The organism is Paraburkholderia unamae, assembly GCF_003096875.1.
GTDB lineage: Bacteria > Pseudomonadota > Gammaproteobacteria > Burkholderiales > Burkholderiaceae > Paraburkholderia > Paraburkholderia unamae.
This window is the reverse complement of the sequence record NZ_QEOB01000005.1, coordinates 362,200-386,459: the sequence shown is the minus strand read 5'-3', so window position 1 is coordinate 386,459 and position 24,260 is coordinate 362,200. Positions and strand designations below refer to the sequence as shown.

Below are 24,260 nucleotides of genomic sequence, written 5' to 3'. Positions count from 1 at the left end.
CATGGCACTCAAGGAAACGCCCTCGCAAACCGTCGGCCCGTACTTCGCATACGGCCTGTGTCCGCAGCAATACGACTTCGACTACAAGAGCCTCTTTACCGCCCACGTGGTCGGGCCTGAAACGCCGGGCGAACACATCACGCTGATCGGCCGCGTGATCGACGGCGACGGCAATGCCGTGTTCGACGCGATGCTCGAGTTTTCGCAGGTGGATGCCGACGGCCGCTATCCGGCCTCGCGCGCAGACATCGCGCAAAACGGCTTCCGCGGTTTCGCGCGCGTGGGCACCGGCACCGATGCGCAGAAGCGTTTCATCGTGCGCACCGTGAAGCCGGGCAGCGAGAACGCCGGCGAAGCACCGCACGTGAACGTGATCGTACTGATGCGCGGACTGCTCACGCACACCTTCACGCGCATCTACTTCGAAGACGAAGCCGCCGCGAACGCCGCCGACCCGGTGCTCTCGTCGGTGCCCGCCGCGCGCCGCGACACGCTCATCGCACGCCGTAGCGAACAAGCCGGCAGCATCGTCTACACGTTCGACATTCACATGCAAGGCGAACGCGAAACGGTGTTCTTCGACCTGTGATGGATCGCGGGGCGCGCAGTTGAAACCGTCTGGACTTTCGCGCAGCTTTCACGCGGGTTTAACGAACGCGCCCTATCATCGCGTCACTGCGATCTGATCGCGGAACTCCGAGCTGTACCTTGCGAAGCCTGCCATGCGCAGGCTTCTTTTTTGCGGCACGCGGCGCGTTCCAGCTACGCGCGCATCAGCTTCAGCCCAACGGGCGCACGCCGATCAGCACGCCGTGCAGCCAGAATGCGAACACGGCCCAGGCCACGAGGCCGACCACCACGACGATCGCGTCGCGCGACACCTGTCCCGGCGGATAGACGACCCCGGCTTCGCGCTCGCGACGGTTCTCGCCGCGCAGTTCGAACAGCGCCCACACCAGAAATACCGCGAAGAGAACGATGTCGTTGAGCGTGCCGTTGGCGAGCAGATGCGCGAACGCCCACAGCGCCACGCCGCTCACGAACGGCTGGCCGAGCGCGCGCTTGAAGTGATTGCCCGGCACGTAGGCCGCCACGATGAGGATGAAGGCAATGGCGGTGAGGAGCGCCGTGATGTGCGCGGTCCAGAAAGGCGGCAGCCAGATCGGCACCGGATAGCGGCGCGAAAGGCCGTAGCCGTACACGGTGAGCACGATGCCGAGGATCGAGAGCAGCGCGAACGCGCCACGCCACGCATGGGGACCAAAGCGCTCGATCTGCGCGGCGCGCCACGGGGCGGCCACGATGCGGATCGAATGCACGCCGATGAAGATCACGAGGCCCAGCACGAGTATCGCCATGACAACCTCCCTGCCGCAGCAAGATGGGAATGGGCGAGATTGTCTCGCAGCCTGGCCGCGCGGCCAACCGGCGATTTCAAAAAGGCTGACGAATTACACGCATGTGAATGCTGCAAAAGCGCAATAGTAAATCGCCGCGGACCAAACGGGCGCGCGCGATTAGTCGGCACGATTAATACCACGTCGTGCTGAAAGGTATTTTAAAACTACACTGAAAAATGCCTTACACCGCGGCATTGCGCGGGCATTACAGCAGGCGTCGCGAACGGCCGGGCGGCAACGCCGGCGCGCGTTTTCACGCACACTCGGGCGCCGTCATGGCTAACAGCGAAAATGCTCGATATCCTGTCCCGCATGCTTATAGCGCAAGAGCCAGGCTGGCATTTCACCCTCGCCATTCCAGCTATTGCCATATGCGTCGCGGTACTTCGGTAATTTTTCGCTTTCGGCAATGGACGCTTCAAGCTCTTCGAGCGTAATGCCGTACTCTTCCATGCGGCGTCGAATCCACACGATGAGCCGTTCGCGCGCCTCTCCATCGAGGTCGAACATCGATTAATTCCTCTCGCTTCGTCAAGGGCAAGACGCCGATGCAACGATCAGCATCGAATCGACTTTCCTGAAAAGACAAAGGCTTCGCGCTAACAGACTGCGAAGCCTTGCTGCACTGATGAGGTGGTTCGGGCGTGAAACCCGTGACCGGTTCGGAGGGGATGGCAGTCCGCTGCTCCGCTCGCCAGGTGACGCCGCTACAGGTGAGCGAACGTTTGCTGCAAGCGGAACCCATGATACCTTGCGCGCGCGGCACAGATCAAGCGGTTTCAAGGCGCAACGGGCCTCTGCGGCCCGTTGCGCGCGGTCAGTGCGCGGCGGCCGACCCCGTTGCGCGCCGCTTTTCTTCCGGCTTCCGAACCGCCGGCGCCGGCTCGCCTGGACGGCGTGCCAGCACCGGCGCGAGCGCCGCGCCGGTGTGGCTCGCGCGCACCTTCGCGAGCGCTTCGGGGTCGGCGGCGGCGACGATGGTGCCGCCGCCCACGCCGCCTTCCGGCCCGAGGTCGATGATCCAGTCAGCCTCGGCGATCACGTCGAGATCGTGCTCGATTACGACGACGCTATGCCCCGCGTCCGCGAGCCGGTGCAGCACGCTGATGAGGCGCGCGACATCGGCCATGTGCAGACCCACGGTCGGTTCGTCGAGCACATAGAGCGTGTGCGGCGCTTTCTGCCCGCGCCGCGTGACGTCGTCGCGCACCTTGGAAAGCTCGGTCACGAGCTTGATGCGCTGCGCCTCGCCGCCCGAGAGCGTGGGCGAAGGCTGGCCGAGCGTGAGATAGCCGAGGCCCACGTCCTTCATGAGTTGCAGCGGATGCGAAATGCTCGTGATCGCCGCGAAGAACTCCACGGCTTCGTCGATCTCCATCGTCAGCACTTCACCGATATTGCGGCCGCGCCAGGTGACCGCCAGCGTTTCCGGGTTGAAGCGCTGGCCGTGACACACGTCGCACGGCACTTTCACGTCGGGCAGGAAACTCATGCCGATGGTGCGCACGCCCTGGCCTTCGCACGCCGGGCAGCGCCCGTCGCCGGTATTGAACGAGAAGCGCGACGCGCTATAGCCGCGTGCGCGCGCCTCAAGCGTATCGGCAAACAGCCGGCGAATCGCGTCCCATACGCCGATATAGGTCGCGGGGCACGAGCGCGGCGTTTTTCCGATCGGCGTCTGGTCGACTTCGAGCACGCGGTCGATGGTTTCCCATCCGCTAATCGAATCGCAGCCCTGCCACGTATGCGAAACCTCGAGCTTCGGCTTCGCGCTCGTGCGCGCGAGCACGCTCGAACGGCGCTCCGCCGCGCTCGGCGCTTTCTCCTTCACGGCCTTGCGCGCGCGGCGCTCGGCAGGCGACGACAGCACCGAGCGCCCCACCGCGTCGAGCAGGTTGGACAGCAGCACGTCGCGCGCGAGCGTCGACTTGCCCGAGCCGCTCACGCCCGTGATCGCCACGAGGCGCCCGAGCGGAATCTGCGCGGTGACGTTGCGCAGGTTGTGCAGCTTGCCGCCGTGCACGGTGAGCCACTGGCCCGGCACCGCCTCGCGTCCCGCGCGCGCCGGACGCACTTCGCGGCGCGGTTGCAGCGGGTGGACGATCGGCTGCGCGAGGTAGCGGCCCGTGATCGAGTCGGCCTGCGCCGCGAGATCGGCCACACTGCCCTGCGCGACCACGCGGCCGCCGCGCTTGCCCGCGCTCGGCCCGATATCGATGATGTGATCGGCGCGCCGGATCGTGTCCTCGTCGTGCTCCACCACGACGAGCGTATTGCCCTTCTCGCCGAGGCTGCGCAACGCGTCGAGCAGGATCTGGTTATCGCGCGGATGCAAGCCGATGGTCGGCTCGTCGAGCACGTAGCACACGCCCTGCAAGTTGCTGCCCAGTTGCGCCGCGAGACGAATGCGCTGCGCCTCGCCGCCCGAGAGGCTCGGCGCGGCGCGATCGAGGCTCAGATAACCGAGCCCGACTTCTTCAAGGAATTGAAGGCGGCTGCGGATTTCGCTCACCACGTCGCGCGCGATCTGCGCGTCGCGGCCATTGAGCTTCAGCGTGTCGATCCAGCGGCGCGTGTCCGCCACCGTCCATTGCGCGACATCGACGATCGCGTGCTCGTCGAACGTCACGGCGCGCGCCACCGGATTCAGTCGCGTGCCGCCGCAATCGTGGCACGGCTCGTCGACCACGCCTTCGGGTTCCTGCTCCTCGGAAGGCAAGGTTTGCTCGCGGCCGCGGCCGTCTTCGGCGACGATCGTGTCGTCGTAGGCCGCGCGTTGTTCGCGCGTGAGCGCGAGGCCCGTACCCACGCAGGTCGTGCACCAGCCATGCTTGCTGTTGTACGAGAACATGCGCGGATCGAGTTCGGGATAGCTCGTGCCGCACACCGGGCACGCACGCCGCGTGGAAAGCACCTTGACCGTGCCGATGCGCGACGTCGAGCCGCCGTTGCCGAGCGCGTGATCGAGGCCGTCGAGCGGCGCGAGCAGATGCACCACGCCTTTGCCCGCTTCGAGCGTCGCGTCGAGCATCGCGCGCAATTGCGCCTCGTTTTCCGGCTCGATCACGAGATCGCCCACGGGCAGCTCGATCGTGTGTTCGCGGAAGCGGTCGAGCTTCGGCCACGGCGCCACGGGCACGAACTCGCCGTCCACGCGCAGATGCGTATTGCCGCGCGCCTTCGCCCACTTCGCGAGATCGGTGTACACACCCTTGCGATTGACGACCAGCGGCGCGAGCAAGCCCACATGCTGGCCGCGATGCTCGCGCAACAACTGCGCGACGATCGCATCGACGCTTTGCGACGTAATGGGCGCGCCGTCATGCACGCAGTGCTGCACGCCGAGCTTCACATACAGCAGACGCAGGAAGTGCCACACCTCCGAGGTCGTGGCCACCGTGCTCTTGCGCCCGCCGCGCGAAAGACGCTGCTCGATCGCGACGGTCGGCGGAATGCCGTACACGGCATCGACTTCGGGGCGGCCCGCGGGCTGCACGATCGAACGCGCATACGCATTGAGCGATTCGAGGTAACGCCGCTGCCCTTCGTGAAAGAGGATGTCGAACGCGAGCGTGGATTTACCCGAACCCGACACACCGGTGATCACGTTGAAGCGGCCGTGCGGAATATCGACGTCCAGGGCCTTGAGGTTGTGCTCGCGCGCGTTCACGATGCGCACGACATCTTCCCCTTGCACTTCGCGGCGCGCCTGAGCCGCGCGCAGCGCGGTTTGCAGCGCCACGCCCTCTTCCTCGGCGAGCAACTCGGCGCTGCTGCCGAGCGCCGCTTCGTAGCGTTCAAGCGCCGCGCCCGTATGCGAGCGCGGGCACGCGATCACGTCGTCCGGCGTGCCGACGCACACCACTTCGCCGCCCGCATCGCCGCCTTCGGGGCCGAGATCGATCAGCCAGTCGGCCGCGCGGATCACGTCGAGATTGTGCTCGATCACGAGCAGCGAATGACCGCCCGCGAGCAGCTTGCCGAAGGCGCGCATGAGCTTGGCGATGTCGTCGAAGTGCAGACCCGTGGTCGGCTCGTCGAACATGAAGAGGCGCCCGCCGCCTTCCTTGCCGCGCGACTGCGCGGTTTCGGCGAGATAGCCCGCGAGCTTGAGGCGCTGCGCCTCGCCGCCCGACAGCGTCGGCACCGGCTGCCCCAGCTTCACGTACTCGAGGCCCACGTCCACGATCGGCTGCAACACGCGCAATACTTCGGCATCCTCAGCGAAACATTGCACCGCTTCGCTCACGGTGAGGTCGAGCACGTCCGCCACCGACAGCGTGCGGCCGCCGCGCTCGATCTTCACCTCCAGCACTTCCGCGCGATAGCGGCTGCCGTCGCAATCGGGGCAGCGCAGATACACATCGCTCAGGAACTGCATTTCGATATGCTCGAAGCCCGAGCCGCCGCAGGTCGGGCAGCGCCCTTCGCCCGAGTTGAAGCTGAACATGCCGGCTGTGTAGCCGCGCTGCTTCGCAAGCGTGGCCTTGGCGAACAGCTTGCGGATCTCGTCGAACGCGCCCACGTAGCTGGCCGGGTTCGAGCGCGCCGTCTTGCCGATCGGCGACTGATCGACGAACACGGCGTCGCTGATCTGCTCCGCGCCGCTCAGCTTGCGGAACGTGCCCGGCGCTTCCGTGGCCTTGCCCAGATGGCGCGCGAGCGCGGGATACAGCACGTCCTGCACGAGCGTCGACTTGCCCGAGCCCGACACACCCGTCACGCACACGAGGCGCTGGAGCGGAATCTGCACGGTCACATCGCGCAGGTTGTGCTCGCTCGCGCCTTCTAGCAGCAGGTTCGGCGTGGACGCATCGACCAGCCGGCGCTCCCAGTGCGAAGCGTCGGCAACGGCGCGATGGCCGCCCAGGTATTCGCCCGTCAAGGTGCCCGAGGTGCGAATATCGTTGGGCGTGCCGTCGTAGACGATCGTGCCGCCGCGCTCGCCGGGGCCAGGGCCCATGTCGATGAGACGGTCGGCCGCGAGCATGACCGAAGGGTCGTGCTCGACCACGACGAGCGTATTACCGGCGTCGCGCAGGCGATGCATCGCCTCGACAATGCGGTTGAGGTCGCGCGGATGCAGGCCGATGCTCGGCTCGTCCAGCACGAACAGCGTTTTCGTGAGCGAGGTGCCGAGCGCCGTAGTCAGGTTGATGCGCTGCACTTCGCCGCCCGAGAGCGTGCGGCTCTGGCGGTCGAGCGTGAGATAGCCGAGCCCCACGTCGCACAGGTATTTCAGACGCGTGCGCACTTCTTCGAGCAGCAGCTTGAGCGCGTCGTCGAGCAATGATGAGGAAAGCGAAAGATTGTCGAAGAAACGGCGGATGCGCTCGATCGGCAGCAGCATGACGTCATGCACCGTGAGGCCCGGCAGCGCTTCGAGCTGCGCGCGCGTCCAGTCCACGCCATGCGGCAGGAAGCGCCCCGAAGGCGCGAGCACTTCGTCGGCGTTCTGCTGCGTGCCGAGACGCCACTGCAAGGCTTCGGTCTTCAGGCGCGCGCCGCCGCAGGTCTCGCACGGCGTGTAGCTGCGGTACTTCGACAGCAGCACGCGAATGTGCATCTTGTACGCTTTCGATTCCAGATACTGGAAGAAACGCTTCACGCCGTACCACTGCGTTTGCCAACTGCCCTTCCAGTCCGGCGCGCCGTTGATGACCCAGTCGCGTTGCGGCTCAGTCAGCTCCGACCACGCGGTGTCGCGCGGAATGCCCGCCTTGGCCGCGTAGCGCATCAGGTCGTCCTGGCACTCCTTCCACGCCGGCGTTTGCAGCGGCTTGATCGCGCCGCCGCGCAGCGACTTGCGCTCGTCGGGAATCACGAGCCCCCAGTCCACGCCGATCACGCGGCCGAAACCGCGGCACACTTCACACGCGCCGTAGGCCGAATTGAACGAGAACAGCGCGGGCTGCGGGTCCGCATAGCGCAAATCGCTGTCCGGGCAATGCAGGCCGGTCGAGAAGCGCCAGATCTGCGGCTCGGCAGGCGCTTGTTCATCGTTGTCGGCCATCACGTAGACATTCACGCGCCCGCTGCCACGCTTGAGCGACGCTTCGATCGCCTCCACCGCGCGGCTTTTCTCCACGTTCTGCATGCGGAAGCGGTCGGCGACCACGTCGAGCAGCTTGCGCGTGCCTTCGGCGGTCTTCACCTCGCGCTGCGCCTGCACGCGCGTATAGCCGCTCGCCGAAAGCCATTGCGTGACTTCGTCCTCGGTGGTGGTGTCGGGCAACTCAACCGGAAACGTGACCACGAGGCGCGGATCGCCCACGGCCGTGCGCGCCATCAACTCGGCGTAAATCGTTTCGGGCGTGTCGTGCCGCACCGGCTGCGCCGTCACGCGGTCGAACAGATTCGCGGCGCGCGCGTAGAGCAGCTTCAGATGGTCGTTCAGCTCGGTCATCGTGCCGACCGTGGACCGCGAGCTGCGCACGGGATTGGTCTGGTCGATGGCGATGGCGGGCGGCACGCCGTCCACGCGATCGACCTGCGGCCGGTCCATGCGGTCGAGGAACTGGCGCGCGTAGGCGCTGAAGGTTTCGACGTAGCGGCGCTGGCCTTCCGCGTACAGCGTGTCGAATACGAGGCTCGACTTGCCCGAGCCCGAAGGCCCGGTCACGACCGTCATTTCGCCGGTGTGCAGGTCGATGTCGAGGTTCTTGAGGTTGTGCTGGCGGGCACCGCGGATTCTGATAGATCGGTTATCGCTCACTTGCGCTGGCATTCCGGATGGATCACACGCGTGGGGCCGGACGGCGCGCGAATTGGGGGCATAGGCGCGGCCCGGCAGCTTGCAGCGCGGCGCACGGGAAGTTCGCCGCGCGGCCCTGGCTGTCAGCCTCAGATTCTACTGTATATTTATACAGGCCGCTGGACGCGTGACTGGCGGCGCATTGGGCACGAAATCGGACGGATTTACGCGCCAGATCGCTTCATCGCGCCGCCGCGTGCCACATGCCCTCCTACGCCGTGCTCGATGCCGCGTGCCCTCGCAGATATGCCTCGCGCGGCCTGACCGGCGCAAAGCGCACACGCGCCAAATCGTCGGCAGCGCATTTATTTCGGAGGCCGAATCGATAGCGTCATAACCCCAGAACCTGTGCGGCAATCGTGCTGTGACCGGCTGTCGCACATGTCTCGCCCCCGGTGCACGAGGCTCCGCCAGGGATAGGGCTCAACGCCCTTTCTTCATTTGCCGGTGTTCACCAGAACTTACCCGAAGATCGTTCGAAACCTTTCCGGCCAGGGCGACCAGAATTTGCGCATTCTCATCGCAGGCGAAACGGGTTTCCCTCACACTTGAAAGCCAGCCGCGAACGCACGGCGACACCGCGATGCGCAACGCATCCGGTCGCACGCCGCCACTCAACCATGCATGTGTCCAGAGCGAGCATGAAAGCGCAGACTCTGGATCGACAAGGAGCCCGACGATGAACAAGACGATGCAAGCAGCCGTAGTCCGCGCGTTTGGTCAACCCCTCGTTCTCGAGGAGGTGGCTGTCCCAACGCCCGGTCCGGGCGAACTGCTCGTGAAAATCGAGGCGTGCGGCGTTTGCCACACGGACCTGCACGCCGCCCATGGCGACTGGCCGGTCAAGCCGCAGCCGCCGTTCATTCCCGGCCACGAAGGCGTGGGGTATGTGGTGGGCGTGGGCGCCGGCGTCAAGCACGTGAAGGAAGGCGACCGGGTGGGCATTCCGTGGCTCTACTCGGCGTGCGGCCATTGCGAGCATTGCCTCGGCGGCTGGGAAACGCTTTGTGAGCAGCAGCAGAACACCGGCTACTCGGTCAACGGCGGCTTCGCGCAATACGCAAAGGCCGACGCGAACTATGTGGGCCTGTTGCCGAAGGGCGTCGATTTCATCGAGATCGCGCCCGTGCTTTGCGCCGGCGTGACGGTCTACAAGGGACTCAAGGTCACCGACACGCGCCCCGGCAACTGGGTCGTGATTTCCGGTGTGGGCGGGCTCGGCCACATGGCCGTGCAATACGCGCGCGCAATGGGGCTCAATGTCGCGGCCGTCGATGTTGACGATGCGAAACTGGAACTCGCGAAGCGGCTCGGCGCGACCGTCACGGTCAACGCGAAGACCACCGACCCCGCCGCGTATCTGAAGAAGGAAATCGGCGGCGCGCATGGCGTGCTCGTCACCGCCGTTTCGCCCATTGCGTTTTCACAGGCGCTCGGCATGGTGCGCCGGGGCGGCACGGTGTCGCTCAACGGCCTGCCGCCCGGCGACTTCCCGCTGCCGATCTTCGACATGGTGCTGGGCGGCGTCACGGTGCGCGGCTCGATCGTCGGCACACGCCTCGATCTCGAAGAGTCGCTGATCTTCGCGCAGGAAGGCAAGGTCAAGGCAACCGTTTCCACCGACAAGCTGGAGAACATCAACGACGTGTTCGCGCGCATGGAGCGCGGTGCAATTGAAGGCCGCGTCGTGCTCGATTTCGCGAGCTAAGCGGCACTCGATGTAAAAGCAGGACGCCGCGGCGAAGCGGCGTCCTGCGCCGGCCGACATGCCGGCCAGCACGCAAACGCGGTTTCAGTCCGCGACGTCCACGCCAGAGAGCACCTTCACTTCTGGCGGCTCGGTCACCCACGCACCGATCTTCGCGCGATACGCAATGAAGTGCGCGCTGTCGCGATGCGCCTGCACAGCGGCCTCGTCGACATAGGCTTCGTACAGATGGAAGCCCGGTGCGCCATCGGCGCGGCGCAGCAGATCGTAGCGCAGATTGCCCGGCTCCTTGCGCGTGTGCGAAACCATCTCGCGCATCAGCGCTTCGACTTCAGCGACATGCCCGGCCTTGGGCATGAGGCTCGCGAACACATAGACGGTCATCGGGATTCCCTCATCGTTAGCGGTTTTGCCGATCGGCAACATTCGGCGTGTTTCAGCCGACCTTGTAGCGTTCGAGCCAGTGCGCGTATGGCGCGGGCAAGGTCCACGCCGCACGCTCGACGCCCAGTTCCTGGGCCGCGAAGTACGGCCAGTGCGGATTCGCGAGGTGCGCGCGGCCCACCATCACGAGGTCGAGTTGCTCTTTCGCCACCGAGCGCTCGGCCAGTTCCGGCGTGCCGATGCCCCACGCCGACGACACCGGCAGCCCGGCCGCGCGGCGCACCTTTTGTGCGATCGGCGCAAGGAACGCGGGCGCCCACGGAATCTGCGCGGTGGGCGTCGAGAAACCCACGCTCACGCCCAGCATATCGAGCCCTTCGCGCTTGAAGCCCTTCGCGAGTTCGATCGATTCGGCGAGCGTTTCCTCGTCGCGCCCATCGTATTCGATCACGCCGAAACGCGCGGTCAGCGGCAGGTGTTCCGGCCAGACCTTGCGCACCGCGGCCAGCGTTTCCAGCAGGAAACGGCTGCGGTTTTCGAGGCTGCCGCCGTAGGCGTCGTCACGCTGGTTCGAATGCGTCGAGAAGAAGCTCTGGCCGAGATAGCCGTGCGCAAAATGCAGTTCGAGCCATTCGAAGCCCGCGTCGAGCGCGCGCTTCGCGGCCGCCACGAAGTCTTCGCGCACGCGCGCGATGTCATCGAGCGTCATGGCCTTCGGCACCTTCGGCAGATGCGCGCCGAACTCGATCGCCGAGGGCGCGATGGTCTGCCAGCCGCGCGCGTCGCCTTCGGGAATATGGTCGTCGCCTTCCCACGGACGGTTCGCGCTCGCCTTGCGGCCCGCGTGCGCAATCTGGATGCCGGGCACCGCGCCCGCCGCCTTGATCGCGGCGACGGTGGGCTTGAACGCCTCGGCCTGCGCGTCGTTCCACAGCCCCGCGCAAGCGGGCGTGATGCGGCCTTCGGGCGAAACCGCCGTGGCCTCGACGATCACGAGCCCCGCGCCGCCGCGCGCGATCTGCGCGTAGTGCACGTGGTGCCAGTCGTTGATCACGCCGTCGACGGCCATGTACTGGCACATCGGCGGCACGGCGATGCGGTTGCGCAGGGACACGCCCTTGAGCTTGAACGGTTCAAACAATGCGGACATCTACAGCACTCCTTTCTGGCGCACGTCGCGCTGCGCGCGGCCTGCGCCGGTTGGCGAAAACGGGATTTCCTCGCGGCAACACACAGCCGCGCAGCCGCGGCGAGCGGTGCTCGCAGCGTTGCCGAAAGGAAAAGGAAATAGGGACTGCGGGCGGGCAAACGTACGTGACGCGCGCTTGCCCGCGTTGCGGTGCGGATCGGCGGCGCGATCAGCCTTGGCGCAGCGCCGCGAGCAGGGCCTCGGCAACCGGCTCCGACGACGCCGGGTTCTGCCCGGTGATGAGCAGCCCGTCGGTGACCACGTGCGGCTGCCAGTCGGCGACCTTGGTGTACTGGCCGCCGCTCGCCTTCAACATGTCCTCGACGAGGAACGGCACGACGTCGGTCAACTGCACGGCCGCTTCTTCGTCATTCGAAAAACCGGTGACCGACTTGCCCGCCACGAGCGGCTTGCCGTCCGCCCCCTTCACGTGACGCAGCACGCCCGGCGCGTGGCAAACGGCAGCTACGGGCTTGCCCGCCGCAATCGTCTTTTCGATCAGCGCGATCGAAACGGGGTCTTCGGCCAGATCCCACAGCGGGCCGTGGCCGCCGGGGTAGAACACGGCGTCGAACGCGCTCGCGTCGATGTCGGCAAGACGTTTCGTATTGGCAAGCACCGCCTGTGCATCCTTGTCGGATGCGAAACGGCGCGTCGCGTCGGTTTGCGCCGAAGGGTCGCTGCTCTTCGGATCGAGCGGTGGCTGGCCGCCCTTGGGCGAAGCGAGCGTGAGGTCCGCGCCGGCGTCGCGCAGCGCGTAATACGGCGCGGCGAACTCCTCCAGCCAGAAGCCCGTTTTCTTGCCCGTGTTGCCGAGGTCTTCGTGCGAGGTCAAAACGATCAGTACCTTCATCGGCGTTCCTTTATCGGTGAGGTTCGGGTGCTCGCGCACCCCGTGAAAACCGGTCCTGGCCGCATCGGCTATTAGACCGGTCGTCTAGTAGAATCACACAATGCGCGGCGCTCGCGGCCAGACTTCGGGGCCGCTCCCGCTGCTGCTTCGCGTTCGATCAGTTGCCCGGAGGCAGGTTCAACAAGATTCGCGTGGTCGTCATCGCCGAGTCGAGCGGCTTGCGGTCACGATGGATTTTTTCGAGCAGCGTGGCGCCCAGCCACAGTTCGTAGAGCGTCACCGCCGTGGTCGCCGCGTCGCTCACGCTCGCGAGCGAACCGTCGGCGCGCCCTTCCTCGATGCACGCGGCAATGCGCGTGATGATCGCGTCCGTGCCGCGCCGCAGAACCTCGCGCATCGCCTCGGAAAGGTCGCTCACCTCCGCGCCCAGCTTCACCGCGAGACACTTGCCTACGGGGTCGTCGGCGCACTGGATCTGGCGCCACTCGTCCCAGTAGCGCATCAGTTTCGCGGCGGCCGTGCCCGGTTGCCGCACCAGCAGTTCGTCGAGGCGCTCCGCGTACTCAGCGAAATACGATGTGAGCAACGCCTCGCCGAACGCTTCCTTCGAACCGAAATAGTGATAGAACGAACCCTTCGGGACGCCGGCCGCCGCGAGGATCTCGTTGAGTCCGACTGCCGAGAAGCCCTTGCCCAGCAAGATGGGCATGGCGGTATCGAGGATGTGTTGCCGTACTTCGACGGCGGCCGCTGCATTCATGGGGTGGCATGTTACAGACCGATTAGACCAGTCGTCTAGTAATCTCCCATGCTGAGTAGTGGCATTGCAGTCCGGCCGGAGTTTCACATCGGCAACTCCGCAACCTCACCCCATTCGAGAGAGGCAACCATGACGTCACGCACCCTGCTCTGTTACGGCGATTCCAATACGCACGGCACGAAGCCGCTGACCGTACCCGGCGTATCCGAGCGATTCGGCCCCGCCGACCGCTGGCCCGGCGTGCTGCGCGAGCATCTCGGGCCGGGCTGGACCGTCATCGAGGAAGGCTTGCCCGCGCGCACCACGGTTCACGACGATCCCATCGAAGGCCGGCACAAGAACGGGCACGCCTATCTGCGCCCTTGCCTCGAAAGCCAGTTGCCGGTGGACGTGGTCGTGCTGATGCTCGGCACCAACGACCTCAAGACGCGCTTTTCCGTCACGCCCACCGACATCGCGAACTCGGTGGACGTGCTGCTCGACACGCTCGTGGCGTGCCGTGCGGGCCCTGGCGGCTCGACGCCGCATGTGCTGCTGATGTCGCCTGTGCCGATCGAGGAGATCGGCTTTCTCGGCGATATCTTCGCGGGCGGCGCGGCCAAATCGCGCCTGCTCGCCCCGCTCTATGAGCGCGTGGCCGTGAAGTACGGCTCGGCGTTTCTCGATGCGGGCGAGTTCGCCGCGGTCAGCCCCACGGACGGCATTCACTACGAAGCCTCGCAACACCATCGGCTCGGCAAGGCCGTCGCCGAAGTCGTGCGCCAACGCTTTGGCGCCTGAGTCGCAAACCTGAGCCGCAAAAAGAAAAACGCCGCCGGCCCGAAGGCGCGGCGGCGTTTGCCGAAACGTTGCCGTTAGCGGCGCGATGCGCTTAACGCGACATCATGTTCATGCTGACGTTGTGCATGACCCACAGCGTACCGACCACGACAATCAACACGGTCAATACGGTGAAGCCAAACGCGGTCACGTTCCAGCGCTGACCCGACGACGTGTTCATGTGCAGGAAGAACACGAGGTGAACCACGATCTGCACCACGGCCAGCGCGGCGAGGCCGAGCAGCGCGGTTTCGCGCGGGAAGCCGCCGTGCAGCACGAGCCAGAACGAAGCGGCCGTGAGCACCACCGCCAGGACGAAACCGGCCACGTAGCTGCCTACGCTGCCATGGCTTTCTTCTTCATGGATGGAATGAGCACTCATTTAGATCACGCTCGCAAGATAAACAAAGGAGAACACGCAGATCCAGACGATGTCCAGAAAGTGCCAGAAAAGGCTCAGGCACGTCAGGCGGCGGATTTCGCGCTCGCCCAGCGTCGGCGCCTTCACGGCCTGAACCATCAGGACGATCATCCAGATCATGCCCATCGTCACGTGGATACCGTGGGTGGCAACCAGCGTGAAGAACGACGACAGGAACGCGCTGCGTTGCGGGCCGTTGCCCTCGGCGATCATGTTCGCGAACTCATGGAGTTCGAAGTACAGGAACGTCGCGCCCAGCAGGAAGGTGATCGCCAGCCAGAACAGCACTTGACCCTTGCGCTGCTTGTGCGCGCCGATCATCGCGAAGCCGTACGTGATAGACGACAGCAGCAGCACTGCCGTTTCCATCGCGACGCCATTGATGTCGAACAGGTCCTTGCCCGTCGGGCCGCCTGCGAACTGGTTCTGCATGACGGCGAACACTGCGAACAGCGAGCCGAACAGAATACAGTCCGTCATCAGGTACAGCCAGAAGCCGAACACCGAGTGTGACGGCGGGTGATCGTGGTGATCGTGCTCCGCGAGTGCGGCCGCACTTGTTTTCGTCAACATCAGTTGGCCTCCAGGGCTGCTTCAACCTTGCCACGGCGTTGCTTGTCTTCAAACGCCTTGACCAGTGCGCGGCTGCGCGCTTCTTCGTCTGCCCGGACCTTGGCGGCCGGGATGTAGTAACCCTCGTTCTTCTGGAAGCTGTAGGCGATGGCCGTGCCGAGAATACCGACGAAGCCAACGATCATGAGCCACCAGATGTGCCAGATGCCAGCGAAGCCGAGCACCAGGCTGAAGAAACCGATGAACACACCAGCGCTCGTGTTCGAGGGCATGTGGATGTCGGTGTACTTCGTGTTCGCGACGTCCACGGTTTCGCGGCCGGTTTCCTTCAGGTGCGCAAACTCGTCGAGTTCGCTCACGTGCGGAATGATCGCGAAGTTATACGACGGCGGCGGCGACGACATCGACCATTCCAGCGTACGGCCACCCCACGGATCGCCCGTCAGGTCGCGGTTTTCCGGCAGGTTGCGGTCGCGGATCGAGACATACAGTTGCAGCAGTTGGTGCGCGATGCCGATCGCCACGAGCACGGCGCCAACCCACGCGATGATCATCCACGGATGCCATGCCGGATTGTCGTAGTGGTTCAGACGGCGCGTTGCGCCCATGAAGCCCAGCACGTACAGCGGCGTGAAGGCGACATAGAAGCCCGAGAGCCAGAACCAGAACGCACGCTTGCCGAGCTTTTCGTTGAGCTTGAAGCCGAACGCCTTCGGGAACCAGTAGTTGAAGCCGGCGAGGTAGCCGAACAGCACGCCGCCGATGATCACGTTGTGGAAGTGAGCAATCAGGAACAGCGAGTTGTGCAGCACGAAGTCCGCGCCCGGGATCGCCATCATCACGCCGGTCATGCCGCCGATGGTGAAGGTGACCATGAAGCCGATCGTCCAGAGCACCGGCGAGGTGAACTCGAGGCGGCCGCGGTAGATCGTGAACAGCCAGTTGAAGATCTTCACGCCCGTCGGGATCGCGATGATCATCGTCATGATGCCGAAGAACGCGTTGACGTTCGCACCCGAACCCATCGTGAAGAAGTGGTGCAGCCACACGAGGAACGAGAGCACCATGATCGAGCAGGTCGCGTAGACCATGGTCTTGTAGCCGAACAGCGGCTTCTTCGCGTAGGTCGCGACGACTTCCGAGAAAATACCGAACGCCGGCAGGATCAGGATGTACACCTCGGGGTGACCCCAGGCCCAGATCAGGTTCAGGTACAGCATGGCGTTGCCGCCGCCGTCATTCGTGAAGAAGTGCGTGCCGATGTAGCGGTCGAGGCCGAGCAGCGCGAGCGTCACGGTCAGGATCGGGAACGCGGCCATGATCAGCACGTTCGTGCACAGCGCCGTCCACGTGAAGACCGGGATCTTCATCATCGTCATGCCGGGGGCACGCATCTTGATGATGGTGACGAAGAAGTTCACGCCGGTCAGCAGCGTGCCGACACCGGAGATCTGGAGCGCCCACAGGTAGTAATCGACCCCTACCCCCGGACTGTACGCAAGCTCCGAAAGCGGCGGATACGCGAGCCAGCCCGTCATCGCGAACTCACCCACGACGAGCGAGATCATCAGCAGGATGGCGCCGACCGCGGTCATCCAGAACGACAGCGAGTTCAGGAACGGGAACGCGACGTCACGTGCGCCGATCTGCAACGGCACGATGATGTTCATCAGGCCGACCATGAAGGCCATGGCCATGAAGAAGATCATGATCACGCCGTGCGCCGTGAAGATCTGGTCGTAGTGATGCGGCGGGAGATAGCCCGGTGCGTTGTACGCGAGCGCGAGCTGGGTACGCATCATGATGGCGTCGGCGAAGCCGCGCAGCAGCATGATGAGGGCGAGGATGATGTACATCACGCCCAGACGCTTGTGGTCGACGCTCGTCAGCCACTCCGTCCACAGATATTTCCACTTACCGAGGTAAGTGACTGCACCGAGGACCAATGCCCCGATGACTGCCATGCCGATCATCGTGCCGAGAATAATCGGCTCGTGATACGGAATGGCGTCCAGTGTAAGTTTTCCGAACATGCTTGGCTTACCCCTTGGTCACACACGACGGGTCACTGAAATTCGTGACGTGGCCGTTGTTGTACTTCGCGATGATGTTGTTGAAGAGCTTCGGGTCGACCGTCGAGAAGTACTCAACCGGAGCCTTCTCGCTCGGCTGCGAGACCGTTGCGTATTGATCCATGGAAAGCTGCGTCTGCGACGCCTTCACCTTCTGGACCCACGCGTCGAAGTCTTGCTGGCTCGTGGCGAGGGTACGGAACTTCATGTCCGAGAAGCCCCTGCCGCTGAAGTTCGCCGAAAGGCCGGCGTAGTCGCCAGCGTGGTCGGCGATCAGGTGCAGACGCGTCTGCATGCCAGCCATCGCATAAACCTGGGTGCCAAGCTGCGGGATGAAGAACGAGTTCATCACCGAGTCCGACGTGATGCTGAAGTTCACCGGCGTGCCAACAGGCACGGCCAGCTGGTTCACCGTCGCGATACCGAGATCGGGATAGATGAACAGCCACTTCCAGTCGAGCGCCACGACTTCGACGTTGATCGGCTTGACGTTCGATTCGAGGGGCTTGTACGGATCGAGCTCGTGCGTGGTTTTCCACGTGAGCACGCCGAGGAAGAGAATGATCAGCGTCGGGATCGTCCAGACGACGATTTCGATGGCTGTCGAGTGCGACCACTTCGGTGCGTAGGTGGCGTTACGGTTCGACGCACGATAGTGGTACGCGAACCAGAGCGTCAGGATGATCACGGGGATCACCACAATCAGCATGGCCCAGGTGGAGGTCGCGATCAGCTGCTTTTCCGCCACGCCCACGCTACCTTTGGGGTCGAGGAGCTCCATGTTGCAGCCGGAAAGACACATGGCCAATCCGGCGCTGACTGGAAGCAATAACCTTTGCAAGGTTGTTCTTTTCATCACGTTTGCCTGAATTTCATTCATTGAATAGTTCCGGGCACATCCCCTGACATCCAGCAAAGGAAGCGCGCCCGCATCATACAGCCGCTTTGATATTTCGCAATCAATGAATGTGGAAAATGACCTTTGTCAAAACGCGATTGAGACACTTTGTCGCATGTGTTCGCGAGGTTTGTCGCGCCTCGGAAACACACGCACGTCGCGCCCCACTCTCGTGTTGACAGTGGCCCGCCGCGGCTATTTTTCGAATCTCAGAATTCGAAAACCCTTACACACAGCAACGCGCCGCACGGCCTGTGAGCGGTGCGGCGCGTTGTTGCGTCGTCAATCTCTGGCAATCACGTCGGCGAATGCGGCGGCTGCGCGGCACGAACGTCCGTGCCCGCGCGAACTGCCTCGGCAGGTGCGCCGTCGTCGACGGGTTGCTTGCTGCGAAGGGCCTGGGTGACGAGGTTCGCCGCCGAGAGCTCGATCGCGTCGGTCATTGGCTTCGGATAGAGGCCAATCGCGAGCACAAACGCTGCAAGCGAAGCGAAGATCAGCGTTTCGCGACGGCCGATGTCGGCCAGCTTCGCGACGCCCTTGTTCGCCACAGCACCAAAGATCACGCGCTTGTACATCCACAGGGTGTACGCAGCGCTCAGGATGACGGTCGTCGCGGCAATCGCGCCGATCCAGAAGTTCACGCGGATCGCGCCCATGATGACCATGAACTCGCCCACGAAGCCCGACGTGCCCGGCAGGCCGAGGTTGGCCATGCAGAACAGCATCATGAAGGTCGCGTAACGCGGCATCACGTTGACGACGCCGCCATAGGCCGAGATCGAGCGCGTCTTGGTGCGGTCGAACAGCACGCCGATCGAGAGCAGCATCGCGCCCGAGACGAAGCCGTACGAGATCATCTGCACGATCGCGCCTTCGGTGCCGATCTGGTTGAAGAGGAACAGGCCCAGCGTGACGAGGCCCATGTGGGCGACCGTCGAGTACGCGAGCAGCTTGGTCATGTCGGTCTGCGCGAGTGCGAGCAGGCTCGAATAGACCACGGCCACGAGCGAGAGCGTGATGATGGCCGGCGCGAAGAAGTGCGCGGCGTCAGGCGTGATCGGCAGCGTGAAGCGCAGGAAGCCGTAGCCGCCGAGCTTGAGCATGGCCAGCATCACCGTCGCGCCGGTCGGCGCTTCAAGGTGGACGTCGGGCAGCCAGGTGTGGAACGGCCACATCGGGACCTTCACCGCGAAGGCCGCGAAGAAGCCGATGAAGACGAGGATCTGCGGGATGAAGCCGAGCGTGAGGTTGTGCCACACGGACATGTCGAAGGTGTGCGACTGGCTGTAGAGGTACAGCATCGACACCAGCATGAGCAGCGAGCCGGCCAGCGAGAAGAAGAAGAACTTCACCGCGGCGTAGGTGCGACGCGCATTGCCCCACGTGCCGATCAGCAGGTACAGCGGGATCAGCGTGGCTTCGAAGAACACGAAGAAGAGCATGCCGTCGGTCGCCGCGAAGGTGCCGACCATCAGGCCCGAGAGAATCAGGAACGCGCCGAAGTACTGGGCGACGCGCACCGTGATCGACTGCCACGAGGCAATCACGATCACGAGCGTCGTGAACGCGGTGAGCACCACGAGCCACATCGAAATACCGTCGATACCGAGTCGCCACGCCACGCCGAATTCAGGCAGCCAGTCGCGGAACTCAACGAACTGCATGCCGGCCTGATGATTATCGAAACCGGAAACGAGCGGGAGGGTCAGCAGCAGGCCGACGATGGCGCCAATGAGAGACAGCCAGCGGGCACGCTGCGGATGACGATCAGACCCGAGGCGCAGCACGGCCACGCCGAACAGGATGGGAATCCAGATCGCCAGACTCAGGAATGGAACGGATTGCATTTCAACAGGACCTTAAAAATGCGGAGCAAATAGCTTCGACAGCGCACGCTCTGGTGCGCAAGCAACTTGAAAGTTTGACGCGGGGTGAAAATCGAACCAGGCTGGCTGTAATGTATTTGTCAGCGACGAGGCGAAATGCAACACACGTTCAAGGGTTAACGAGGGTAAACGGAATACGGAAGTTTTGCAGCGCAACAACACGGGCCGGATCGAAGATTGATGCAAGTCATTGTTTTTATTCAGAAACGTACTAAGAGAAAAAACAACAAACAGGCCGTCTCGGCCCATTTTTGACCTCGAAAACCACGCTTTCGACCGCCAGGGCGCCGTGGGGCGCGGCAGGCTGTCGCGCTGCGCGGGCTGAATAATACATTACTTGTTTCTTTCGGTTCAATGACTTATGCATCAGGATGCGGCCCCCGGCGTCCTCCAAACCCCGTGCCAGCCCCATGTGCGGCACGTTTGCGCGGCGCAAAAAAAAAGCCCCGGCCGTTGTGGGGCCGGGGCCAACTCTCACGATGCGCCAGGCAACTGGAACACACGCATGGCGGCACTTTAGCGCCTTATGTTCCCGCAATTAAGCGCGCGGCCTGGAACAGTCCTTTCCCGGTCGCGCGAAGCCAGCGCCACCTCGACCCGATTCATCGCACCAATTCACAAATGAGAATCATTTGCATTTACGGAGAATTTGCCCGAGAATGGAGCCCATGCCGGAAACGCCCGGCACAACCTGAATGAACGCGGCGGCGCCCTGGCGCCCCGATTCCTTGTTCGCCAGCTCTGCAAGGGGCCGGAGTCACTGCTTGAGCAGCCGACTGCGGCCGACAGGAGGCTCCATGAACTACACCGCCCCTTTCGCAAGAAATGACACGCTGATCGACGACACCTTCGTCCAGCACCCCGACACCGTCGAGCAAACCGTGCTGCGCGCCGTGCGCACCTGGCTGCGCCCGCACTGCGACGCCTACGGCAAGGCGGAAAGCTGGCGCGGCGTGCTGGCCGACGCAGGACTCGGCGTGGACGGCATCGGCCACTTCGACCTGCTGATGGGCACGCTGCGCCGCGCCTCGTGCCGACCGCTCGACACGCGCTGCCGCTGCGCCTCCGAACTCGCGAAGGACGAAGGCTCGTTGTTGCAGGTGATCGCGCTCCTGCAATCCACGCGCAGCGAGGCCGCTGTGCGGTTGCTCAACGACTGGCTGCCCATGCCGAGCGTGAGCGGCATGCTCAAGACCGCACGCTGGTTCGCCATCGCGCTGCTCGACGCGGGCCTGCAACTGAGCGACCGCGCACGCCGCGTCACCTATATGCACTGATCGCACACTGACCATACCGGGCGCGGCGCATGAGCTCATAACCAAAAACGATTTGGGCGCGGGCCGCGCGACCGGTAGCATCTCGCGCTTTCCGCTATCTGCGCGCCCGAGCGCATCGCCTCGCATGTCCGCCCCTGCTTCTCCTTCTTCGCACAACACGTCCGGCCGCCCGGTGATCCGCAGCGCCGCCGACGTCTCACGGCTCGTCAACGCCGGGGCGGCCATCGGCAGCAACGCGCGCATCGTCGTCGCCATCGCGCTGGGCGGCGTTTTTCTCGACGCCTACGATCTCGGCGCCCTCGCCTTCGGCCTCAAGGACGTGGCGCGGGAATTCTCGCTTTCGCCCGCGGGGACCGGCTTCGTCGCCTCGGCCATCACGTTCGGCGCCATCGTCGGCGCGTTTCTCGGCGGCTTCCTGACCGATCGCATCGGGCGCTATCGCGTGTTCATGGCCGACATGTTCTTCTTCGTCGTGGCCGCCATTGCGTGCGCGCTCGCGCCCAACGCGTGGGTGCTCGGCGGCGCGCGCTTCGTGATGGGGCTGGGCGTGGGCATCGACCTGCCCGTGGCCATGGCCTTTCTTGCGGAGTTCTCGCGGCTTCAGGGCCGCGGCAACAAGGCCGCGCGCGTGGCAATGTGGTGTCCTGTCTGGTATGCGGCGATCAGCGTTTCGTACCTGCTGGTGCTGGCGTTCTACGCGAGCCTGCCCGCCTCGCACTCGCACCTGCTCTGGCGTTTGACGCTCGGCTTCGGCGCGGTGCCCGCGCTCGTCATCATCGCGATTCGCAGCCGCTATATCAGCGAGTCGCCGGTGTGGGCCGCGAATCAAGGCGATCTCGCGGGCGCCGCGCGCATCCTCAAGCGCTCGTACGGCATCGACGCGCAGCTCGCGCCCGAAGCCACCGCGAACGCCGGGGCGAAGCCCGCGCGCGTGGCGTCGTGGAAGAACTACGGCGCGCTGCTGCGCGGCGTCTATACGCGGCGCACGATCCTGGCCACGGTGATCGGCGTGGCTTCCTCGTTCGCGTACAACGCGGTCGCGTTCGGCCTGCCCGTGATCATCTCGAGCTTCCTGGCTCAATCGATGCTCACGACCATCCTCGCCTCGCTCGTGCTCAATCTCGGCTTCGCCTTCGTGGGCGGGCTGATCGCCGTGCGCACCGTGCCGCGCTTCGGCGCGTGGAAGCTCACCGTGTGGGGCTACACGATCCAGTTCGCCGCGCTCGTCGGCCTCGCGATCGTCGGCAAGCCGTCGAGCGGCCCCGAAGTCGTGAGCGCCGTCGCCCTGCTCGCGGCGTTCCTGTTCGGCCAGGGCGTGGGCCCGGGCTCGCACAGCATGACCTTCGCCTCGCTCGGCTATCCCACGTCGCTGCGCGGCGTGGGCGTGGGCTTCAATCAGACGCTCATGCGCGCAAGCTCCACGGTTTCGCTGTTCCTGTTCCCGGTGCTGGCCGCCGCGCTCAACACGCGCGTGTTCTGGATCATCGCGATCGCGCCGCTCGCGGGCCTCGCGGCGTTGCTGGCCATCCGTTGGGAGCCGTCGGGCTATGACGTCGACGCGGAAGATTTCGACGCCGCGCCGCCGGTGCGCGCCAACGCCGGACACGCCGCGGAGACCGTGCAATAACGCCGGGGCGCGTCCACTTGCCAGCTACTTGCGCGCCTTCATGCGCTCGCGCCAGTAACGCCGCACGGCGCGCGCCATCTTCGGATACTGCTCGCCCGGCACGGCGAACAGCACGAGCGCGCACAGCGCGAGCACGGCGCAAAAGACAAACGTGCCGCGATAGCCGAACGCCTGCACGAGCAGGCCCGAGAGCACGCCGGAGAGAATCGAGCCGAGACGCGCGGCGTTGAAGAACAGCGCCGTCGCCCGCCCCGGCGACGAGGGCATCAGATCCTGCACGAAGGTCATGCCAAGACACGACGTGACGGCGACCACGAACGCATTGAGGATCTGCATGGGGATCAGCGCCTGCACGCCGGGCGCCACCGACATCGCAACGAAGTACACGGCGTGCACCACGGCGCACGCCGCCAGCCACCACGGCTTGTCGAGCACCGAGGCGCGCGCGCCGAGCGCGAGCATCATCGGGATCTCCATGAACGCGCCGAGGCCGAGCATGATCGAGACGTCGATGCGCGTGCCATGCAGACCGTGCACGATGTAGAGCGGCAGCACGATCATCGTCGCGTTCGCGGCGAGGCCGATGAGTGTCAGCGCAACGATCGCGCGCATGATGTCTTTCTGCGAGCCCTCGGCGGCAAGCGGCAGCGGCGCCTTGGCTTTGCGCGTGGCCGTGGCCTTTGTCCTTGAATCCGACTTTGACTTCACGGACGGCGCGGCCAGCGCAGCGGAGTCGCGCGGCGCGCCCGGCTGCACCTCGGCCTGCGTGAGCGGCTGGCCTTCGTACTGCGCCGCGCCCTCCTCCGCCATTTCCCGCTCGACTTCGCCCGAGGTGGGCCGCGCCATCCAATGCTGCGTGGCGTGCTCGTCGGCGCGCGGCTCGCGCATGCGCCAGACGATCGCGCCACACGCCGCGAAGCTCGCCGCCGCGAACAGAAAGAGACCATAGAAGCTCGTGGCCGCGAGCACGAGCGCGCCGACCGCCGGGCCGAACACCCAGGCGGCCGAAAGAATCGTGCGCAATGTTGCGCTGGCGAAGGTGCGCTCGGCGTCGTCGCGCGCGGGCAGCGCCGCGCGGCTGAACGAGAACACGAGCGAGAGCGCGCAGCCGCCCGCGCCGATGAACGCAATGCCGACGATGAGCAATAGCCGGTAGTCGCGCACGACGCACAGACACAGATAGCCGAGCGTCGCCGCGCACAACGACACCAGCAGCAGCAGCTTGTGCTTGCCCGTGGCGTCGCTCCAGCGCCCCGCCGCCGTGCTCGCGATGACGCCGCTCGTGGCGATGGCGGTCATGAACACGCCCAGCCGTAACGGCGTCATGCCGGCGCGCTCGACGCCGAACAGCGACAGGTAAGGCGCGGTGAAGGACATCGCCACGCCCAGCATCAAGGTGGCCGCGGCGAGCGGCAGGAAACCGGGAATACGCAAAAGACCGGCAAAGCGCGAGTTCTTGAGCACGGCGCGGCGGGTAGTGGCGAGAAGTGAGTTTGCCGTGCGCGTGCAGCCACGCGACGGTCACATCGACGGCGATTATCGGGCGGAACTCCCACACTGTGCAAGGTTGTATCCGCCACGGCCAACATCTGGGTGCGCTATCCACAGCTTTGGTGGACAGGCTTGTGCGTAACCC

18 protein-coding genes are annotated in these 24,260 nt (G+C 64.8%); 5 read left to right on the top strand and 13 right to left on the bottom strand.

What is annotated here, in order from left to right:
* Window position 1 precedes the first annotated feature (1 nt).
* A complete protein-coding gene (gene pcaG, locus C7402_RS13475) occupies window positions 2-589 on the top strand; it encodes a protocatechuate 3,4-dioxygenase subunit alpha (RefSeq protein WP_116611017.1) in 588 nt (195 codons plus the stop codon).
* Window positions 590-779: 190 nt separating this feature from the next.
* Here the strand turns inward: pcaG and C7402_RS13470 are convergent, their stop codons facing one another.
* The 3 genes from C7402_RS13470 to uvrA form a co-directional block, all read right to left on the bottom strand.
* Window positions 780-1,358: an NnrU family protein gene (locus C7402_RS13470; RefSeq protein WP_112177055.1), complete on the bottom strand. Its 579-nt coding sequence runs from the start codon at window positions 1,356-1,358 to the stop codon at window positions 780-782.
* Between the two features lie 321 nt (window positions 1,359-1,679).
* Window positions 1,680-1,910, bottom strand: coding sequence for an H-NS family nucleoid-associated regulatory protein (locus C7402_RS13465; RefSeq protein ID WP_112177056.1), 231 nt, complete (start codon window positions 1,908-1,910; stop codon window positions 1,680-1,682).
* 307 nt (window positions 1,911-2,217) lie between these two features.
* Window positions 2,218-8,115: an excinuclease ABC subunit UvrA gene (gene uvrA, locus C7402_RS13460; RefSeq protein WP_116611071.1), complete on the bottom strand. Its 5,898-nt coding sequence runs from the start codon at window positions 8,113-8,115 to the stop codon at window positions 2,218-2,220.
* 718 nt (window positions 8,116-8,833) lie between these two features.
* On the opposite strand from uvrA, the gene adhP reads away from it, so the two are divergent.
* On the top strand, window positions 8,834-9,862 hold the full coding sequence (adhP, locus tag C7402_RS13455) for an alcohol dehydrogenase AdhP (protein ID WP_112177063.1): 1,029 nt from the start codon (window positions 8,834-8,836) through the stop codon (window positions 9,860-9,862).
* Window positions 9,863-9,946: 84 nt separating this feature from the next.
* Here adhP and C7402_RS13450 read toward each other — a convergent pair whose 3' ends face one another.
* The 4 genes from C7402_RS13450 to C7402_RS13435 form a co-directional block, all read right to left on the bottom strand.
* Window positions 9,947-10,246 carry a putative quinol monooxygenase gene (locus C7402_RS13450; protein ID WP_116611016.1) on the bottom strand — a complete coding sequence of 100 codons (300 nt, stop codon included), beginning with the start codon at window positions 10,244-10,246 and terminating at the stop codon, window positions 9,947-9,949.
* A gap of 52 nt (window positions 10,247-10,298) precedes the next feature.
* Window positions 10,299-11,396, bottom strand: coding sequence for an NADH:flavin oxidoreductase/NADH oxidase (locus C7402_RS13445; RefSeq protein WP_112177064.1), 1,098 nt, complete (start codon window positions 11,394-11,396; stop codon window positions 10,299-10,301).
* A gap of 208 nt (window positions 11,397-11,604) precedes the next feature.
* The gene (locus C7402_RS13440) at window positions 11,605-12,288 is read right to left on the bottom strand and encodes a type 1 glutamine amidotransferase domain-containing protein (protein ID WP_116611015.1); all 684 of its coding nucleotides are present in this window, start codon (window positions 12,286-12,288) and stop codon (window positions 11,605-11,607) included.
* Between the two features lie 157 nt (window positions 12,289-12,445).
* Window positions 12,446-13,048, bottom strand: coding sequence for a TetR/AcrR family transcriptional regulator (locus C7402_RS13435; protein ID WP_116611014.1), 603 nt, complete (start codon window positions 13,046-13,048; stop codon window positions 12,446-12,448).
* A gap of 129 nt (window positions 13,049-13,177) precedes the next feature.
* Here C7402_RS13435 and C7402_RS13430 point away from each other — a divergent pair, with 129 nt between their 5' ends.
* Window positions 13,178-13,828 carry an SGNH/GDSL hydrolase family protein gene (locus C7402_RS13430; RefSeq protein ID WP_116611013.1) on the top strand — a complete coding sequence of 217 codons (651 nt, stop codon included), beginning with the start codon at window positions 13,178-13,180 and terminating at the stop codon, window positions 13,826-13,828.
* A gap of 91 nt (window positions 13,829-13,919) precedes the next feature.
* Here C7402_RS13430 and cyoD read toward each other — a convergent pair whose 3' ends face one another.
* The 5 genes from cyoD to C7402_RS13405 form a co-directional block, all read right to left on the bottom strand.
* The gene (cyoD, locus tag C7402_RS13425) at window positions 13,920-14,249 is read right to left on the bottom strand and encodes a cytochrome o ubiquinol oxidase subunit IV (protein WP_112177068.1); all 330 of its coding nucleotides are present in this window, start codon (window positions 14,247-14,249) and stop codon (window positions 13,920-13,922) included.
* Window positions 14,250-14,861, bottom strand: coding sequence for a cytochrome o ubiquinol oxidase subunit III (gene cyoC, locus C7402_RS13420; RefSeq protein WP_112177069.1), 612 nt, complete (start codon window positions 14,859-14,861; stop codon window positions 14,250-14,252).
* Entirely contained in the window at window positions 14,861-16,894 is a 2,034-nt protein-coding gene (gene cyoB, locus C7402_RS13415) for a cytochrome o ubiquinol oxidase subunit I (protein ID WP_112177070.1), read from the bottom strand. The genes cyoC and cyoB overlap by 1 nt, the downstream gene beginning before the upstream one ends.
* A gap of 7 nt (window positions 16,895-16,901) precedes the next feature.
* Complete coding sequence (gene cyoA, locus C7402_RS13410) at window positions 16,902-17,789, bottom strand: ubiquinol oxidase subunit II (RefSeq protein WP_116611070.1); 888 nt, start codon at window positions 17,787-17,789, stop codon at window positions 16,902-16,904.
* 338 nt (window positions 17,790-18,127) lie between these two features.
* The gene (locus C7402_RS13405; RefSeq protein ID WP_112177071.1) at window positions 18,128-19,681 is read right to left on the bottom strand and encodes an NADH-quinone oxidoreductase subunit M; all 1,554 of its coding nucleotides are present in this window, start codon (window positions 19,679-19,681) and stop codon (window positions 18,128-18,130) included.
* Window positions 19,682-20,517: 836 nt separating this feature from the next.
* Here C7402_RS13405 and C7402_RS13400 point away from each other — a divergent pair.
* On the top strand, window positions 20,518-20,997 hold the full coding sequence (locus C7402_RS13400) for a hypothetical protein (RefSeq protein ID WP_112177072.1): 480 nt from the start codon (window positions 20,518-20,520) through the stop codon (window positions 20,995-20,997).
* A 124-nt stretch (window positions 20,998-21,121) separates the two neighbouring features.
* On the top strand, window positions 21,122-22,624 hold the full coding sequence (locus tag C7402_RS13395; RefSeq protein WP_116611012.1) for an MFS transporter: 1,503 nt from the start codon (window positions 21,122-21,124) through the stop codon (window positions 22,622-22,624).
* A gap of 24 nt (window positions 22,625-22,648) precedes the next feature.
* On the opposite strand, the gene C7402_RS13390 is transcribed toward C7402_RS13395, so the two are convergent.
* Window positions 22,649-24,088 carry a sugar efflux transporter gene (locus C7402_RS13390; RefSeq protein WP_112177074.1) on the bottom strand — a complete coding sequence of 480 codons (1,440 nt, stop codon included), beginning with the start codon at window positions 24,086-24,088 and terminating at the stop codon, window positions 22,649-22,651.
* Between the last annotated feature and the right edge of the window lie 172 nt (window positions 24,089-24,260).

What these genes read in the sequence shown, in the direction of transcription:
- C7402_RS13430 (WP_116611013.1), top strand. Translation starts at nt 13,178, where the DNA reads ATGACGTCACGCACCCTGCTCTGTTACGGCGATTCCAATACGCACGGC.
- C7402_RS13450 (WP_116611016.1), bottom strand. Translation starts at nt 10,246, where the DNA reads ATGACCGTCTATGTGTTCGCGAGCCTCATGCCCAAGGCCGGGCATGTC.
- cyoC (WP_112177069.1), bottom strand. Translation starts at nt 14,861, where the DNA reads ATGTTGACGAAAACAAGTGCGGCCGCACTCGCGGAGCACGATCACCAC.
- C7402_RS13465 (WP_112177056.1), bottom strand. Translation starts at nt 1,910, where the DNA reads ATGTTCGACCTCGATGGAGAGGCGCGCGAACGGCTCATCGTGTGGATT.
- cyoA (WP_116611070.1), bottom strand. Translation starts at nt 17,789, where the DNA reads ATGAAAAGAACAACCTTGCAAAGGTTATTGCTTCCAGTCAGCGCCGGA.
- C7402_RS13470 (WP_112177055.1), bottom strand. Translation starts at nt 1,358, where the DNA reads ATGGCGATACTCGTGCTGGGCCTCGTGATCTTCATCGGCGTGCATTCG.
- C7402_RS13435 (WP_116611014.1), bottom strand. Translation starts at nt 13,048, where the DNA reads ATGAATGCAGCGGCCGCCGTCGAAGTACGGCAACACATCCTCGATACC.
- cyoB (WP_112177070.1), bottom strand. Translation starts at nt 16,894, where the DNA reads ATGTTCGGAAAACTTACACTGGACGCCATTCCGTATCACGAGCCGATT.
- pcaG (WP_116611017.1), top strand. Translation starts at nt 2, where the DNA reads ATGGCACTCAAGGAAACGCCCTCGCAAACCGTCGGCCCGTACTTCGCA.
- cyoD (WP_112177068.1), bottom strand. Translation starts at nt 14,249, where the DNA reads ATGAGTGCTCATTCCATCCATGAAGAAGAAAGCCATGGCAGCGTAGGC.
- C7402_RS13395 (WP_116611012.1), top strand. Translation starts at nt 21,122, where the DNA reads ATGTCCGCCCCTGCTTCTCCTTCTTCGCACAACACGTCCGGCCGCCCG.
- C7402_RS13440 (WP_116611015.1), bottom strand. Translation starts at nt 12,288, where the DNA reads ATGAAGGTACTGATCGTTTTGACCTCGCACGAAGACCTCGGCAACACG.
- C7402_RS13445 (WP_112177064.1), bottom strand. Translation starts at nt 11,396, where the DNA reads ATGTCCGCATTGTTTGAACCGTTCAAGCTCAAGGGCGTGTCCCTGCGC.
- C7402_RS13400 (WP_112177072.1), top strand. Translation starts at nt 20,518, where the DNA reads ATGAACTACACCGCCCCTTTCGCAAGAAATGACACGCTGATCGACGAC.
- C7402_RS13405 (WP_112177071.1), bottom strand. Translation starts at nt 19,681, where the DNA reads ATGCAATCCGTTCCATTCCTGAGTCTGGCGATCTGGATTCCCATCCTG.
- adhP (WP_112177063.1), top strand. Translation starts at nt 8,834, where the DNA reads ATGAACAAGACGATGCAAGCAGCCGTAGTCCGCGCGTTTGGTCAACCC.